The following is a 15780-nucleotide window of genomic DNA, read 5'->3' on the forward strand; positions in this document are numbered from 1 at the left end:
TCAGGTCTGCAAGCTGCGCCGCTGGTTCGACACGCTCATGATCAGCCCCACGGCGATTCCCAGCGTGACGAGCGCGGTGCCGCCATAGCTCATGAAGGGCAGCGGCACGCCGACCACCGGCAGGATGCCGCTCACCATGCCGATATTGACGAAGGCATAGGTGAAGAAGGTCATTGCCAGCGAGCCCGCGAGCAGGCGGCCGAACAAAGTCGTGCCGCGCGCGGCGACGATCAGCCCGCGCACGACCAGGGCCAGGTACATCGCCAGCAGCAGCAAGCCCCCCACGAGTCCGAATTCCTCCGAATACACCGCGAAGATGAAGTCGGTGTGTTTTTCCGGGATGAATTCCAGGTGGGCCTGCGTGCCCTGCAGCCACCCCTTGCCGTGCGGCCCGCCGGAGCCGATGGCGATGACCGCCTGAATCGTGTGGAAGCCCTTGCCGAGCGGATCCGAGGTGGGATCGAGCAGCGTGCACACCCGGTGCTTCTGGTAATCGTGCATCATCGGCCAGGTCACGTCCGGCTGACAGATCCTGTCCTCGCTGATCACGACGGCACCCACGCCGATGACGATCGTCAGCAGCACCGGCAGGATCAGCTTGAAGCTCAGGCCCGCGAAATACACCACATAGAGGCCCGCGGCGAACACCAGCATCGCGGTGCCGAGATCCGGCTGTTTGGCGATCAGCGCGACCGGCAGGCCGACCAGCAGCAGGCCGACCAGATGGTCGAACCAGCGGGTCGATCCCTCGCGTAACTGGTAGTACCAGGCCAGCATCATCGGCGTCGCGATCTTCATCAGCTCCGAGGGCTGGATGACCACGCCGACATTGAGCCAGCGGCGCGCGCCCTTGCGCGTGAGGCCGACCACGGCGACGGCGACCAGCAGCGCCATGCCGAAGGTATAGAGCGGCACCGAGAAGCGCATCAGCATCTGCGGCGGGACATGGGCGATCGCCCACATCAGCGCGAAGGTCAGCAACACGTTGCGCACCTGATCGGTCACGCGGGACGGCACGTCGATGCTGGCGCTGTAGAGCGTCACCAGGCCGGTACAGACCAGCAGGAAGACGAACAGGGCCAGCGGCTTGTCGAACGCGACGAGGGTGCGCAGCGCGCGTTCGAGCCAGGCGCGGACTTCGGGAGACATGGGCCGGTGCATCCAAAGTGACGGGGGTGGGGAGAGAGGCGGCGCCAGCGCCGCCTAATCGGCCACGTCGTCGGGTTTCTCGGGCGCGGGCGCGGCGGGCGCAGCCGCAGGCGGCAGTGACGGAGTATCGGGCGCGCGGGGCGTACCCGGCGCGCCGTCGGACGTCGCACGATCGGATGCGGAGGTGTCATGACGCTGACGGCGCACGGCGCGGGTGCGCGCGGGTGCGGCGGACGCCGCGACGGCGCTGGCGGCACCGGCCGATGCGGGCGAGGCCGCCGACGCGCCGAGCTGGAAACTGCTCGACGCGGCGACGACCGACGCGGGCAGCGCCGCCGCCAGCGGCGACTGTTCCTGGCCGCCGATCACCGGCGCGGAAGCGCCCGCCGTCGCCGAGGCCGCGATCGCGACCGCCGCCGCTTCCGCGCCCGGCTTCTGCCGCTCCACCAGATAGTAATCCAGGACCCGGCGCGCGATCGGGCCGGCGGTGGCCGCGCCCCAGCCGCCGTTCTCGACGATCAGCGCGACCGCGATCTGCGGATTGTCCGCCGGCGCGTAGGCCGTGAACAGCGCGTGGTCGCGCAGCCGCTCGGAGACCATGTGCGCGCGATACTTCGAATTCTGTCCCACCGTGAAGACCTGCGCGGTGCCGGTCTTGCCGGCGGCCTGGTAGGCGGCGTTCCTGAAGACGTCCTTCGCCGTACCCTCGTTGACGACGCCGACCAGCGCCTGCTTGACGGTATCGAGATTGGCTTGCGTGACGTCCAGCTGGTAACTCGGCTTGGGCACCGTCAGGCGCTGGGCATGGCTGACCGGGTCCTCGATTTCCTTGACGAGGTGCGGCTTCATCACGGTGCCGTCGTTCGCGAGCGTGGCCATCGCGTGGGCGAGCTGCAGGATCGTGAACGAATTGTAGCCCTGGCCGATTCCCAGACTGACCGTCTCGCCGTCATACCAGCGCTGCTGCGCGGCCTTCTTGTAGGCGTGCATTTTCCAGTCGGTGGAAGGCAGGATGCCGGTGGCCTCGCCGATCACGTCGATGCCGGTTTTCTGGCCGAAACCCCAGGGCTTCATGAATTTCGCGATCGCGTTGACGCCGAGATCGTGCGCGAGCATGAAATAGTAGGTGTCGTTCGAGACCACCAGCGAACGACGCATGTCGACCCAGCCCTGGCCGGACGGCACGTCGTTGCGGAATTTGTGGCCTCCCAGCATGTAGAAGCCCGGGTCCTGGAAGCCCCAGCCGGGCGTGCGCTTGTGCAGCGTCAGCGCGGCGAGCGCCATGAAGGGCTTGTAGGTCGACCCCGGCGGGTAGGTGCCGCGTAGCGGCCGGTTCAGCAGCGGATGGTCCGGCGAGTTGTTGAGTTCGTCCCAGCTTGCCTGGTCGATGCCGTCGACGAAGATGTTCGGGTCGAAGCTGGGCGCGGAGACGAAGGCGAGGATGTCGCCGGTCTTCGGTTCGATCGCGACCAGTGCGCCGCGCCGTCCGGCGAATGCCTGCTCGGCGACCTGCTGCAGACCGATATCGATCGACAGCACCAGGTTGTTGCCGGCTTTCGCCGGGGTGCGGGAGAGCGTGCGCACGGGCCGCCCGCCCGCCGTCACCTCGACTTCCTCGAAGCCGGTGACGCCGTGCAGTTCGGTCTCGTAGCTCTGCTCGACGCCGATCTTGCCGATGTAGTCGGTGCCGCGGTAGTTGTTCGCATCGAGCCGCGAATCGTAATGATCCGGGTCGTTCTCGTTGCTTTCGCTGGTCTGGTCGATGCGTTCCTGGTCGCGCTGCGAGATGCGGCCGATATAGCCGATCACGTGCGCGGCGGTGGCGCCCAGCGGGTACTGGCGGAACAACCGCGCGCGCACCTCGACGCCGGGGAAGCGAAAGCGCTGCGCGGTGAAGCGCGCGACTTCCGCATCGCTCAGACGGGTGAGGATCGGCAGGCTTTCGAAGTTCTTCGAATCGTCGAGCAGCTTGCGAAAGCGCCGCCGTTCGCGCTGTTCGATCGGCAGGATGCGGGCGAGGTCGTCGATCACGGCGTCGAGCGGACGGCCGAGCTTCGATGGGGTGATCTCCAGCGTATACGCCGAATAGTTCTTCGCCAGGATGACGCCGTTGCGGTCGGTGATGACGCCGCGGTTCGGAACGATCGGCGCGACCGAGATGCGGTTCTCGTTCGCCTGCAGCGCGTAGTGCGGATAGCGGATCACCTGCAGGTAGACGAAGCGCGCGACGATCAGGCCGAAGCAGATGAGCACAAAGAGCGCCGCCGCGCCGACGCGCAGACGGAAGCGCCGCAGATGGGCTTCGGAATTGTGGAATTCGGTCATGCCGCCGGGGTCCGCCTAGATCGGTCGCGTGTCGTCGCGATCGACGGCGCGCTTCTGCGGGGCGATCAGCAAGGTGCTGACGATCGGCCAGATCAGCGCCTCGACGAAGCCGTCGATCAGATAGGCCCAGCCGGGAAAACGCCCGGTGACGAGCACGCGAATCAGAAAGGGTACCAGTTCGGCGCCCACCAGCAGCGGCAGCAGATGCAGCGCCTGGAGCAGCCGCGGCAGCGGCAGCACGCGCCGGTGCAGCGTGATCGCGCCGAACGACAGCAGCGTGTAGGCAAGCGCGTGCTCGCCCAGCAGGCTCGCGTCCTGCACGTCCATGGCGATGCCGAGCAGGAAGGCGACGCCGATGCCCACCCGGCGCGGCTGGTGGATGTTCCAGTACAGGAGGACCAGCGCCAGCACGTCCGGCACGCCGGGCAGCCGGCCCCACGGCAGCAGGTTCAGCAGCAGCGCGATCAGCAGGCTGACGATGATGAACCAGGGCCGGACCGGCTGGAGAATGTATTGCGGAGGATTCATCGCCGGCGGATCAGTGAGGGGCCGCGCGTGGCGCTGGGTCGGTGGACGGCGCGGACGGCTTCGCCGGCGGCCTGGTGCCCGCGGCCGTGCCCGATGTCGGGTGCGAGGCGGGATGGGGTTCCGCGCGCGATGCCGTCGCCACCGACGCGGCGTGCCCGTCGGCGGCGTTGCGCCGCTGCGCGTGCGCGCGCCGGGCCTCGGCATTGCGCGCGCGCTGCACCGCCAGCACCTCGGACACCGCCAGCGCGCCGGACGCGCTCAGCGTGGCGGCTTCGGCCGCGGACGCCGCCGAGGCGCCGGCGACGCCCGCGCGGGTCACGTCCCGCGCATCCTTGCCGTTGCGGCCGCCCTTGCCCCCGTTGCGTGCGGGAGCGGCCTCGCTGGCCGGCTGCTCGGTGGGATTGGGCGGAATCGCCTCGACGTAATGCAGGACCAGCAACTGGCGCACGCCGCGAATCTGCGCGACCGGCGTCGCCACCACTTTCGCGAACGCGGAGTCCGATTGCCGTTCGATGCGCAGCACGCGGGCGACCGGCAGCCCCGACGGGTAGACGCCGTCGAGGCCGCTGGTCACCAGTTCGTCGCCCGGCTTGATGTCGGCGCCCGTCGGCACGAAGCGCAGGTCGAGCAGGTCGCCGTTGGCCGTGCCGTACACCACGCTGCGCACGCCCGTGCGCACGATCTGCACCGGCACCGCCTGATCCCGGTCGGTCAGCAGCGTGACTTCGGACTGCAGCGGGTAGACGCGGCTGACCTGGCCGATCAGGCCGTTCTCGTTGATGACCGGCGACCCGGCATTGACCCCCGACTGCAGGCCATGGTCGATGATCACCTTCTGCGTGAACGGGTCGCGCGTGTCGTACTGGATTTCCGCCGGGATCGGCTTGATGGGCGAGCGCTGCGCGAGTTCCAGCAGCGCGCGCAGATGCACGTTCTCGACCGTGAGTTCGGCCGCCCGCGCCGCGCTCAGGCCCAGTTCGAGGTTGCGTTTCTGCAGCGCGGCATTCTGCGCGCGCAACTGCGTGCCCGAAACGAAGAAGTCGAGCGTGCCGAGCGCCAGGTCGCGCGGCACCAGCGCCGCCCGTTGCAGCGGGTAGAGGACCGTGCCCACGACCTGACGCACCACTTTCAGCGTGTGAAAGTGCGCGTCGGTGATCAGCAGACCGAGCGCGAGCATGACGAAAACGGCCAGTCGCACGAGGGCGGGGGGGCCCTGCTTGAACAGCGGCGGAGGACTGTAATCCATGTGAGCCAATTACCTGCGAACAAGCGGCGGGCATGACGCCGGGCCGCCTTGCCACCGGACGGCGGCGCGCATCCTCGATTTATTCGTACGAGAAGATGCTGCGCACCTTGTCCACCCGTTCGAGCGCCATGCCCGAACCGCGGACGACGCAGGTCAGCGGATCCTCGGCCACCAGGACCGGCAGGCCGGTTTCTTCGGCGAGCAGGCGGTCCAGATCGCGCAGCAGCGCGCCGCCGCCGGTCAGCATCATGCCGCGCTCGGCGATGTCCGCGCCGAGTTCCGGCGGCGTCTGCTCGAGCGCGATCTTGACGGACGACACGATCTGGTTCAGCGGATCGGTCAGGGCCTCGAGGATCTCGTTGCTCGAGATCGTGAAGCTGCGCGGAATGCCTTCGGACAGATTGCGTCCCTTGACTTCCATTTCCTTGACCTCGGAACCGGGGAAGGCCGAGCCGATTTCCTTCTTGATGGCCTCGGCGGTCTGCTCGCCGATCAGCATGCCGTAATTGCGGCGGATGTAGTTGACGATCGCCTCGTCGAACTTGTCGCCGCCGACGCGTACCGAACCCTTGTAGACGATGCCGCCCAGCGAAATCACGCCGACTTCGGTCGTGCCGCCGCCGATGTCGACGACCATCGAGCCGGTGGCCTCCGAGACCGGCAGGCCGGCGCCGATCGCGGCGGCCATCGGTTCCTCGATCAGGTACACCTGAGACGCCCCGGCGCCATGCGCCGCTTCCTTGATCGCGCGCCGCTCGACCTGGGTCGAGCCGCACGGCACGCAGACGATCATCGCCGGCGACGGCCGCAGCATCCGCGACTGGTGCGCCATCTTGATGAACTGCTTGATCATCTGCTCGGTGACCGTGAAGTCGGCGATCACGCCGTCTTTCATCGGGCGGATCGCCTCGATGTTGCCGGGCACCTTGCCGAGCATCTGCTTGGCTTCCTTGCCCACTGCCTGGATCGTCTTCTTGCCGTTGGGACCGCCTTCGGTGCGAATGGCGACCACCGAGGGCTCGTCAAGGACGATGCCCTTGCCGCGCATGTAGATCAGCGTGTTGGCGGTACCGAGATCGATGGCGAGATCGTTGGAAAAATAGCTGCGGAAAAAACCGAACATTCAGGATCCTGTCGCTGGGGGCCACGTTGTTTTTCACGCGGCAGCGAAAAAATAACAGCTTCGCACGCGGCGCCGGGTCCTGGGACCAGGAGGGCGCCGGCGCAAACGCGCCGGCGCGAATGTCCGCGTGCCAAGCTGCCTGGAGAAATTTGCAGGCCTTCCGACCGGTGGAACCCGCTACGCAATCCGCGGTGGGTTCCCGCCTTGCCTCGCCTGAAACAGGCCGTACGGCAGCGGATGGGCGAAAGGCGGACAACCCGATTGGGTCGAGTGCGTAATGATACCTTATAATTCAACGATGCCTGCACGAAAAACGGGCCGTCGGCGAGCGGCCGGCAGGGCCGGCCGAGGCCGGCCCGGGACAGCGCGCGCGTCCGCTGCGCCGTACTTCCGCGCTTGCGCGCGGCGCGTTCCGCCTTCGTCGGCGCGATATCATCATAACGATCTTCCGGTACCCATGGCTCTTACCCTGACTGACGTGAAGCGCATCGAGCACCTTGCGCGACTGGAACTCGGCGAGGCCGACGCGCGGCGCGCGCTCGACCAGCTCAATCAACTCTTCGATCTCGTCGAACGCATGCAGGCGGTCGACACGACCGGCGTCGCGCCGCTCGCGCACCCGATCGAAGCGATACAGGATATCGCGCTGCGTCTGCGCGCCGATGTCGTCACCGAATCGATCGACCGCGCGGCGAACCAGCGCAGCGCGCCGGCGACCGAGGACGGTCTGTACCTGGTGCCGCGCGTCATCGAGTAAGCGGCGCGCGCCGGCCGCCGGCCCGCCCGCATCGTCCGCTTCCGCCCCCATTCGTCCCACTCCAGGACCCCCTGATGCATGACAAAAGCCTGACCGAATTGCGCGACGCGCTGGACGCGCGCGAATTCTCCGCGGTGGAGCTCGCCGAACACCATCTCGCGCGCATTGCCGCCGCGGCCGGCCTGAACGCGTTCATCGACGTCGATCCCGCCGTGACGCTGGCCGCCGCGCGCGCCGCCGATGCGCGTCTGGGCGCGGGCGAGCGTGGCCCGCTGCTCGGCCTGCCGCTCGCCCACAAGGATGTGTTCGTGACCCGCGACTGGCGTTCCACCGCGGGTTCGAAGATGCTCGAGCAATACCGCAGCCCGTTCGACGCGACGGTCGTCGAGCGTCTCGCGGCAGCGGGCGCGGTGTGCGTCGGCAAGACCAACATGGACGCGTTCGCGATGGGTTCGTCGAACGAGAACTCGTATTTCGGCGCGGTGCGCAACCCCTGGAATCACGCCGCGGTGCCGGGTGGTTCCTCCGGCGGTTCGGCCGCGGCGGTGGCCGCGCGCCTGGTGCCCGCCGCCACCGGCACCGACACCGGCGGATCGATCCGCCAGCCGGCATCGTTCACGGGCATCACCGGCATCAAGCCGACGTACGGCCGCGTGTCGCGCTACGGCATGATCGCCTTCGCCTCGTCGCTCGATCAGGCGGGTCCGATGGCGCGCTCGGCGGCGGATTGCGCGGTGCTGCTCAACGCGATGGCGGGTGCCGATCCGCGCGATTCGACCAGTCTCGAACGCCCGGCCGAGGACTTCACCGCGCGGCTGGGGCAGGCCTGGGGCGCGCCGGGCTCCGGCACGGGCGCGCCCGCAGCCGCGGCCGCCACGTCGACGCCGCTCGCCGGCCTGCGCATCGGGCTGCCGAAGGAGTATTTCGGCGCGGGGCTCGCGGCGGACGTGCGCGCCGCGGTGGACGCGGCGCTGGCGGAATTCCAGCGCCTGGGCGCGACGCTGGTCGACGTGTCCCTGCCGAAGACCGAGTTGTCGATTCCCGTCTATTACGTGATCGCGCCGGCCGAGGCCTCGTCCAACCTGTCGCGCTTCGACGGCGTGCGCTTCGGACACCGGGCGGCGCAATACGGCGATCTCGACGACATGTACCGCAAATCGCGCACCGAAGGGTTCGGCGACGAGGTCAAGCGGCGGATCCTGACGGGCGCCTACGTGCTGTCGCACGGCTATTACGATGCGTATTACCTGCAGGCGCAGAAGATCCGGCGCATCATCGCGCAGGATTTCCAGCAGGCCTTCGCGGCCTGCGACCTGATCATGGGGCCGGTCGCGCCGACCGTCGCCTGGAACATCGGCGAGAAGGCCGACGACCCGGTGGCGATGTATCTGGCCGATATCTACACGCTGTCGGCGAGCCTCGCCGGCCTGCCGGGCATGAGCGTGCCGGCGGGCTTCGGGGCGAGCGGTGTAGGTGCGGCCGGCGTAGGTGCGGCCGGCGTAGGTGCGGCCGGCGTAGGTGCGGCCGGCGTAGGTGCGGCCGGCGTGGACGCGACCGGCCTGCCGGTCGGCCTGCAGATCATCGGCAACTATTTCGACGAGGCGCGAATGCTGCAGGTGGCCGATGCCTTCCAGCGCGTCACGGATTGGCACCGGCGCAAACCGGCGGGAGTATGACGATGCAGCGCCAGCAACATAGCGGTTGGGAAGTCGTGATCGGGCTCGAGACGCACGCCCAGTTATCCACGGTATCGAAGATCTTCTCGGGTTCGCCGACGCAGTTCGGCGCGGCGCCGAACACGCAGGCCAGCCCGGTGGACCTCGCCTTGCCCGGCACGCTGCCGGTGGCGAACCGGGGCGCGGTGGAGCGGGCGATCCGTCTCGGCCTGGCGCTCGGGGCGCAGATCGCGCCGCGCAGCATCTTCGCGCGCAAGAACTACTTCTACCCGGATCTGCCCAAGGGCTATCAGATCAGCCAGTACGAGATCCCGGTGGTCATCGGCGGTAGTCTGACGGTCGTCGTGCCCGGCGATGCCGCCGGCACGCAGCCCGCCTACGAAAAGACCATCGAACTGACGCGCGCGCACCTGGAAGAGGATGCGGGAAAATCACTGCACGAGGACTTCGCCGGGATGACCGGCATCGACCTGAACCGCGCCGGCACGCCGCTGCTCGAAATCGTCACCGAGCCGGTGATGCGCAGCGCCGCCGAGGCGGTCGCCTACGCGAAGGCGCTGCACACGCTGGTGGTCTGGCTGGGCGTGTGCGACGGCAATATGCAGGAAGGGTCGTTCCGCTGCGACGCGAACGTATCGGTGCGTCCGGTGGGGCAGGCGGCGTTCGGCACGCGCGCCGAGATCAAGAACCTGAACTCCTTCCGGTTCCTGGAGGAGGCGATCAACCACGAAGTCGAACGCCAGATCGAGCTGATCGAGGATGGCGGCACGGTCATCCAGGAAACCCGGCTGTACGATCCGGACCGCCGCGAGACGCGATCGATGCGCACCAAGGAAGACGCGCACGACTACCGCTATTTTCCCGATCCGGACCTGATGCCGCTGGTCATCGAGCCGGCCTGGGTCGAGCGGGTGCGGGCCGAATTGCCGGAGTTGCCGGTCGCGATGCAGGAGCGCTTTGCAACGGCGTACGGCGTGTCGAGGCAGGACGCGATCACGCTGACCGGCACGCGCGCGCAGGCGCTGTACTTCGAGGCCGTCGTCGCCAGGGCCGGCGCGCAACACGCGAAGCTCGCGGCCAACTGGATGATGGGCGAGCTGGCCTCGCAGCTGAACCGCGACGGGCTCGACATCGGCGCGGCGCCGCTGACGCCGGCGCAACTGGCCGGGCTGCTGGTACGGGTCGCGGACGGCACCGTGTCGAACAAACTCGCCAAGGAAGTGTTCCAGTTGATGTGGGCCGAGCGTCCCGACGACGAACTCGCGGCGGACCGGATCATCGACGCGAAGGGTCTGCGGCAGATCTCGGACAGCGGCGCGCTCGAAACGATGATCGACGAGGTGCTCGCCGCCAATCCGAAATCCGTCGAGGAATTCCGCGCGGGCAAGGAGAAGGCGTTCAACGCGCTGGTCGGGCAGGCGATGAAGGCCACGCGCGGCAAGGCGAACCCGGCGCAGGTCAACGACCTGCTGCGGGCCAAGCTTGCCGCGGGCTAGACGGCCCGTCCGCAGGCGCGTGCCCCTCTTCGCCGTCGCGCCGGTCAGCACGTCTGCCACACGACGGGAGGCGGCATGGGCGCGGCGCTGAAAAACCTCGACGATTTCCGGGTGCCGTTCCTCGATGCGGGCGCGTGGCCGGACGCGTGCTGCTGGCGTTGCAGGGCATGGATACGAGCGGCAGGGACAGCACGATCCGCGCGCATTTTCATCATGCCCCGGGGGCTGGGCCGGGGCGTCTCTCTGAAGGAATCGGTAGACCATGCGGGTCATCACGGCAAACCTGAACGGCGTGCGTTCGGCGGCGAAGAAAGGCTTTTTTGAATGGATGAGCGCGCAGGACGCGGACATCGTCTGCGTCCAGGAATTGAAATGCGCGCAGGCCGACATGACGCCCGACCTGCTCGCGCCGCCCGGCTATACCGGCTATTTCCATCACGCACAGAAGAAAGGCTATAGCGGCGCGGGCCTCTATACGCGGCATGCGCCCGACGCCTTTCTCATCGGCTTCGGCTGCGAGGAGTTCGACAACGAGGGGCGGTATGTCGAGGTGCGCTTCGGCAAGCTGTCGGTCATCTCGGTCTATATGCCGTCCGGTTCGAGTTCCGAGGAGCGGCAGCAGGCGAAATTCCGGTTCATGGCGGTCTTCATGCCGCATCTCGCCGGGCTGCTGGCCGAGGGACGCGAGGTGATCCTGTGCGGCGACGTCAACATCGCGCACAAGGAAATCGACATCATGAACTGGAAGGGCAATCTCAAGAACTCAGGCTTCCTGCCGGAGGAACGCGCCTGGCTGACGACGCTGTTCGACGAGGTTGGCTATGTCGACGTGCACCGCCGCCTGGACGATCGCCCCGAGCAGTTCACGTGGTGGAGCCAGCGGGGTCAGGCGTATGCGAAGAACGTCGGCTGGCGCATCGATTACCACTTGGCGACGCCGGCGGTGGCCGCCACGGCGAGCGCGGCGCGGGTGTTCAAGGACATCAAGTTCAGCGATCACGCGCCGCTGACGGTCGAATACGACTACGCGTTGCCCTGAGACGGGTGGACGCCGCCGCGCGACCCCGAACGGCCCCGAGCGGCATGGCGCAGGCCATCGCGCTTTGCCGGCCCGCGCACGTGGGCCGGCGGCGGCGTGTCAGCGTCCCGGCCGGTAGGGCGGCAGGCGCCCGACCGTCGTTTTCTTCGCTTTCGCATACAACGGCAGCATGTCCTTCTGGCGCTTTTTCAGATCCGCCAGCCGTTTCGCGTTGACCGGGTGCGCGAAGGTGAACGGCTGGCGCCGACGGCGCGCGGCCCAATCGAATTTCTGCCACAGCACCAGCCCGGCGCGCGGATCGAACCCGGCACGCGACGCGATGTCCGCCCCGATCACGTCGGCCTCGGTTTCATCGCTCGTTCCGTAGCGCATCGCGATGAGTTGCGCGGCCACATCCGCGGTCGACCACTGCTCGGTGACCGTGTCCGCGCGGCCGGAGGATGCGCCGTCGTCGTGCGCCGTCGTCTGTTGTTCGCCGATGTGCGCCCGGGCATGCTCGCGCAGCGCGTGGGCGATCAGATGGCTCATCAGCAGGGCGGTCTCGTCGTTGTTGAGCTTGAGGCGCTCGAGCATGCCGGTATCGATCGCGATCCTGCCGCCGGGGAGGCAGATGGCGTTGATGTCGCGACTGCGCACGAGATTGACCTCCCACTTCCAGTTGCGCGCCCGGTCGTTCCATTTCAGTGCATACGGCACGAGCCGCTGCAGGATCTCGCGCGCCTGGACGACCCGCGCGTTGCCGGCCGGTTCCAGACGGTGCGCGCGCGTGGCGGCACCCATGACCTGAGCGTACGCCTGCGCGCCCTGCGTTTCCAGCCACGCCGACGGCACCATGCTGCGAAACATGTCCGGGGCGGGCGCCGGCGGGTCTTCCGCGCCGGCCTGCTGCGGCGATGCCGGGGCGGGCGACGGAAGCGCGGCGGCGGACGGCGGCGGCTTGTTCGCGGTGACGGACGCTGCCGGACTGCCGGTTGCGGGGGCGGCCGCCGAGGCCGCTGTCAGTGTCAGCGCCAGCGCCCACGGGCGCAGCGCCGCGATGGCGCGGGTCGCGGGCCGCGGTCTGCCGGGCAGAGTCATCGCGCGTTTCTCCAGGGTGCCACTTTGGGCAGCAAAAGCATGCCGGGCACGGCCAGCACCGCGCACAGCACAAAGAAATGAAACCAGCCCGTCTGCACGACGATGTAGCCGGTACCCGCGTTCGCCACCGTGCGGGGCACCGACGCCAGGCTCGTGAAAAGAGCGAATTGCGTCGCAGTGTACCGCTCATCGGTGGTGCTGGCGATATAGGCGGTGAAAGCCGCCGTGCCCAGCCCCGCGCCGAAGGCCTCCAGCGCGATCACCGTACCCAGGGCGAACGGCGTGGCGCCCGGGCCCTGCGCGGCGAGCCACGCGAAGCCGAGCGTGGAGACGATCTGCGCGACGCCGAAGACCCAGAGTCCGCGCGAAATCCCCAGCCGCACCAGCCAGAGCCCTCCGAGAATGCCGCCGGCGACGCTCGCCCACAGGCTGCTGGCCTTGGCCACCAGCCCGATCTGCGTTTTCGTGAAACCCAGGTCCAGGTAGAAGGAGGTCGCGAGCGCCGTCGCCATGCTGTCGCCCAGCTTGTACAGGAAGATGAAAGCGAGGATCAGCAAGGCGTTGCGCCAGCCGCCACGTTCGACGAATTCCCGGAACGGCAGGACCACCGCGTCGCGCAGCGTGCGCGGCGGCGCGCCCCGCACCACCGGTTCGTCGACCACCAGCGTCATGACGATGCCGGGCAGCATGAAGGCGGCGGTGATCATGAAGACGGTGGACCAGGGAAGGTGGTCGGCGAGGATCAGCGCCAGCGAGCCGGGTACCAGCCCGGCGATCTTGTAGGCGTTGACGTGGATCGCGGTGCCCAGACCCTGCTCGCGATCGGTCAGCAGTTCGCGCCGGTAGGCGTCGATGACGACATCCGAACTGGCGCTGAAAAAAGCGACGGCAACCGCGAGGCCGGCGACGGTCCAGATTTCCTGGCGCGGCGAGAAAAACCCCATCGCGGCGATGGACCCCGTCACCAGCACCTGCGTGAGCAGCATCCAGCTGCGGCGCCGGCCGAAGCGCCGCCGGCTGGCGGGGGCGTCGGTGTCGGCGTCGGCGTCGGGCGCGAAGCCGGGCGGGCGCCGCCGGCCCCGGCGCAGCAGCGCGGGAAGCGAGGGCACGAAGCGGTCGAGCAGGGGGGCCCAGACGAATTTCCAGGTGTAGGGAAACTGGATCAGCGTGAACAGCCCGATCTGCTTCAGATTCACGCCGTCCGAGCGCATCCACGCCTGTACCAGATTGATCAGGACGAACAGCGGCAGACCGGAGGTGAAGCCGAGGAAGACACAGATCAGCATCCGTGTATTGAATAGAGCGCGCCATCCCGTGACGGGCGCCTGGGGGGGCGTTATCTGCGGCGGTATCTGCATGGAGGACGGAGAAAGGAAGCAATGCAGGAAAACGATGCGAGGCGGCAGTGCGGGCAGCGGCTTGCCGTTGACCGGGTCGATCGGGTCGACCGGGTCGTCCGGCTCCGGCCGATGGCGTCAGATTTTCTCGACGCGGTAGACCGCAAGACTACCACGCCAGTTCAGCCCCCAACGAATCGGCTGGCCGTTGCCGAGCACCACCCGTTCGCGAATGCGTATCCCGACTTCGGGTGCGAGTGCCTCGAAATCGTGAATCGTCAGGACCCGCACATTGGGCGTGTTGTGCCATTGGTAGGGCAGCGCCCGGGACACCGGCATGCGGCCCTTGAGCACGTCGAGGCGATGCGGCCAGTAGCCGAAGTTCGGAAACGAAACGATGCACTGTCGGGCGACGCGCACGGTCTCGCGCAGGATGGCGGCGGTCTGGTGGATGGTCTGCAGCGTCTGCGACAGCACCGCGAAATCGAAGCTGTTGTCGTCGAACAGGCGCAGTCCATCCTCCAGATTCTGCTGGATCACGTTGACGCCTTTTTGCGTGCAGGCGAGCACGCCGGCGTCGTTGATCTCGATGCCGTAGCCGCGCACGTCGAGTTCCGCGACGAGCAGCGCGAGCAGCGAGCCGTCGCCGCAGCCCAGGTCCAGGACCGAGGCGCCGGGCTCGACCCAGCGGGCGATCGCGCGGAAGTCCGGGCGCGCCGCGAGGCTCGCGTTCACCTGCGTGGCGGTGCTGGCGCGCGTGCCGGCGGCGGCGATGATGGGCGGGGTCATGCGTTCACCTCCTCGGCGATGCGGGCGAACTGCGCCCGGACCAGATTGTGATAACGGGCGTCGTCCAGCAGGAAGGCATCGTGCCCGTGCGGCGCATCGATCTCCGCATACGTGACGTCGCGTTTGAGCTTGAGCAGCGCCCGCACGAGTTCACGCGAGCGGGCCGGCGCGAAACGCCAGTCGGTGGTGAACGAGGCCACGAAGAAGGTCGCCGTGGTGGCGTCGAGCGCGGCGGTCAGGTCGCCGTCGAACGCTTTCGCGGGATCGAAATAGTCGAGCGCCCGGGTAATCAGAAGATAGGTGTTCGCATCGAAGTATTCGGCGAATTTGTCGCCCTGGTAGCGCAGATAGGATTCGACTTCGAACTCCACGTCGAAACTGAATTTGTACGCATCCAGCGCCCCTTCCGCGCGCCGCAGCGCGCGCCCGAACTTGGTCGCCATGTCGTCGTCGGACAGATACGTGATGTGTCCGATCATCCGCGCCACGCGCAGGCCGCCGCGCGGCTTGACGCCTTGCGCGTAGTAGTCGCCGCCGTGGAAATCCGGATCCGAGCGGATCGCGGAGCGCGCGACCTCGTTGAAGGCGATGTTCTGCGCGGAGAGCTTCGGCGTCGAGGCGATGACCATGCAGTGCGCGACGCGTTGCGGATACATCAGGCTCCAGGCCAGCGCCTGCATGCCGCCCAGGCTGCCGCCCATCACCGCGGCGAAGCGCGCGATGCCGTAGGCGTCGGCGACGCGGGCCTGCGCATGCACCCAGTCTTCGACGGTGATCACGGGAAAGCGCGCGCCATAGGGACGTCCGGTCTGCGGATCGAGGCTCATCGGCCCGGTGGAGCCGAAGCAGGAACCGAGGTTGTTCACGCCGATGACGAAGAAACGGTTGGTGTCGAGCGGCTTGCCGGGGCCGACCATATTGTCCCACCAGCCCACTTCGGCGCTGTCCGGGTCGATGCCCGCGACGTGGTGCGAGGCGTTCAGCGCATGGCAGATCAGGACCGCGTTGGAGCGCTCGCGGTTCAGGGTGCCGTAGGTTTCGACCATCAGATCGTAGGCCGGGAGGGATTGACCGTTCTGCAGCGCGAGCGCCTGGTCGAAATGCATCCTGACGGGGGTGACAAAGCCGAGCGACGATTCCATGAGTCCACGCAAAGGTGGCGAAACGGTCGGCGCGGGCGGACGCACCCCCGCGCTGACGACCGCTTTAGCCGGATTTGTAATGAGCGGGCGGACCGG

Annotated in this window: 13 protein-coding genes; 4 read left to right on the forward strand and 9 right to left on the reverse strand. The window is 67.9% G+C overall.

Going from position 1 to position 15780, the window contains the following annotated elements; translation table 11 throughout:
• From rodA to OVY01_RS06570, 5 genes are all read right to left on the reverse strand, one after another.
• Positions 1-1149, reverse strand: a complete 1149-nt coding sequence (gene rodA, locus OVY01_RS06550; protein ID WP_267846558.1) for a rod shape-determining protein RodA — start codon at positions 1147-1149, stop codon at positions 1-3.
• A 54-nt stretch (positions 1150-1203) separates the two neighbouring features.
• Entirely contained in the window at positions 1204-3474 is a 2271-nt protein-coding gene (gene mrdA / locus OVY01_RS06555) for a penicillin-binding protein 2 (RefSeq protein ID WP_267846559.1), read from the reverse strand.
• 15 nt (positions 3475-3489) lie between these two features.
• Positions 3490-4002 carry a rod shape-determining protein MreD gene (gene mreD / locus OVY01_RS06560; protein WP_267846561.1) on the reverse strand — a complete coding sequence of 171 codons (513 nt, stop codon included), beginning with the start codon at positions 4000-4002 and terminating at the stop codon, positions 3490-3492.
• Between the two features lie 10 nt (positions 4003-4012).
• On the reverse strand, positions 4013-5248 hold the full coding sequence (gene mreC, locus OVY01_RS06565; RefSeq protein WP_267846562.1) for a rod shape-determining protein MreC: 1236 nt from the start codon (positions 5246-5248) through the stop codon (positions 4013-4015).
• A gap of 79 nt (positions 5249-5327) precedes the next feature.
• On the reverse strand, positions 5328-6371 hold the full coding sequence (locus OVY01_RS06570; RefSeq protein ID WP_024903450.1) for a rod shape-determining protein: 1044 nt from the start codon (positions 6369-6371) through the stop codon (positions 5328-5330).
• 457 nt (positions 6372-6828) lie between these two features.
• On the opposite strand from OVY01_RS06570, the gene gatC reads away from it, so the two are divergent.
• The 4 genes from gatC to OVY01_RS06590 all read left to right on the forward strand — a co-directional run bounded on the left by gatC (position 6829) and on the right by OVY01_RS06590 (position 11339).
• Complete coding sequence (gene gatC / locus OVY01_RS06575) at positions 6829-7128, forward strand: Asp-tRNA(Asn)/Glu-tRNA(Gln) amidotransferase subunit GatC (protein ID WP_267846563.1); 300 nt, start codon at positions 6829-6831, stop codon at positions 7126-7128.
• Positions 7129-7202: 74 nt separating this feature from the next.
• Complete coding sequence (gene gatA / locus OVY01_RS06580) at positions 7203-8804, forward strand: Asp-tRNA(Asn)/Glu-tRNA(Gln) amidotransferase subunit GatA (RefSeq protein WP_267846565.1); 1602 nt, start codon at positions 7203-7205, stop codon at positions 8802-8804.
• A 2-nt stretch (positions 8805-8806) separates the two neighbouring features.
• Positions 8807-10300: an Asp-tRNA(Asn)/Glu-tRNA(Gln) amidotransferase subunit GatB gene (gene gatB, locus OVY01_RS06585; RefSeq protein WP_267846566.1), complete on the forward strand. Its 1494-nt coding sequence runs from the start codon at positions 8807-8809 to the stop codon at positions 10298-10300.
• Positions 10301-10562: 262 nt separating this feature from the next.
• Complete coding sequence (locus tag OVY01_RS06590) at positions 10563-11339, forward strand: exodeoxyribonuclease III (protein ID WP_267846567.1); 777 nt, start codon at positions 10563-10565, stop codon at positions 11337-11339.
• 99 nt (positions 11340-11438) lie between these two features.
• Here the strand turns inward: OVY01_RS06590 and OVY01_RS06595 are convergent, their stop codons facing one another.
• From OVY01_RS06595 to metX, 4 genes are all read right to left on the reverse strand, one after another.
• Entirely contained in the window at positions 11439-12416 is a 978-nt protein-coding gene (locus tag OVY01_RS06595) for a M48 family metallopeptidase (RefSeq protein WP_267846568.1), read from the reverse strand.
• The gene (locus tag OVY01_RS06600) at positions 12413-13774 is read right to left on the reverse strand and encodes an AmpG family muropeptide MFS transporter (RefSeq protein ID WP_267846569.1); all 1362 of its coding nucleotides are present in this window, start codon (positions 13772-13774) and stop codon (positions 12413-12415) included. Before OVY01_RS06600 ends, OVY01_RS06595 begins: the two co-directional genes overlap by 4 nt.
• Positions 13775-13891: 117 nt before the next feature.
• A complete protein-coding gene (metW, locus tag OVY01_RS06605) occupies positions 13892-14542 on the reverse strand; it encodes a methionine biosynthesis protein MetW (protein ID WP_267846570.1) in 651 nt (216 codons plus the stop codon).
• Entirely contained in the window at positions 14539-15684 is a 1146-nt protein-coding gene (gene metX, locus OVY01_RS06610; RefSeq protein WP_267846572.1) for a homoserine O-succinyltransferase MetX, read from the reverse strand. The genes metW and metX overlap by 4 nt, the downstream gene beginning before the upstream one ends.
• Positions 15685-15780 lie beyond the last annotated feature (96 nt).

Source organism: Robbsia betulipollinis (assembly GCF_026624755.1).
In the GTDB taxonomy this organism is placed as follows: domain Bacteria; phylum Pseudomonadota; class Gammaproteobacteria; order Burkholderiales; family Burkholderiaceae; genus Robbsia; species Robbsia betulipollinis.

Excerpts from the sequence above, each read along its gene's own strand:
- rodA (WP_267846558.1), bottom strand. The coding sequence starts at position 1,149 with ATGTCTCCCGAAGTCCGCGCCTGGCTCGAACGCGCGCTGCGCACCCTC.
- mrdA (WP_267846559.1), bottom strand. The coding sequence starts at position 3,474 with ATGACCGAATTCCACAATTCCGAAGCCCATCTGCGGCGCTTCCGTCTG.
- mreD (WP_267846561.1), bottom strand. The coding sequence starts at position 4,002 with ATGAATCCTCCGCAATACATTCTCCAGCCGGTCCGGCCCTGGTTCATC.
- mreC (WP_267846562.1), bottom strand. The coding sequence starts at position 5,248 with ATGGATTACAGTCCTCCGCCGCTGTTCAAGCAGGGCCCCCCCGCCCTC.
- OVY01_RS06570 (WP_024903450.1), bottom strand. The coding sequence starts at position 6,371 with ATGTTCGGTTTTTTCCGCAGCTATTTTTCCAACGATCTCGCCATCGAT.
- gatC (WP_267846563.1), top strand. The coding sequence starts at position 6,829 with ATGGCTCTTACCCTGACTGACGTGAAGCGCATCGAGCACCTTGCGCGA.
- gatA (WP_267846565.1), top strand. The coding sequence starts at position 7,203 with ATGCATGACAAAAGCCTGACCGAATTGCGCGACGCGCTGGACGCGCGC.
- gatB (WP_267846566.1), top strand. The coding sequence starts at position 8,807 with ATGCAGCGCCAGCAACATAGCGGTTGGGAAGTCGTGATCGGGCTCGAG.
- OVY01_RS06590 (WP_267846567.1), top strand. The coding sequence starts at position 10,563 with ATGCGGGTCATCACGGCAAACCTGAACGGCGTGCGTTCGGCGGCGAAG.
- OVY01_RS06595 (WP_267846568.1), bottom strand. The coding sequence starts at position 12,416 with ATGACTCTGCCCGGCAGACCGCGGCCCGCGACCCGCGCCATCGCGGCG.
- OVY01_RS06600 (WP_267846569.1), bottom strand. The coding sequence starts at position 13,774 with ATGCAGATACCGCCGCAGATAACGCCCCCCCAGGCGCCCGTCACGGGA.
- metW (WP_267846570.1), bottom strand. The coding sequence starts at position 14,542 with ATGACCCCGCCCATCATCGCCGCCGCCGGCACGCGCGCCAGCACCGCC.
- metX (WP_267846572.1), bottom strand. The coding sequence starts at position 15,684 with ATGGAATCGTCGCTCGGCTTTGTCACCCCCGTCAGGATGCATTTCGAC.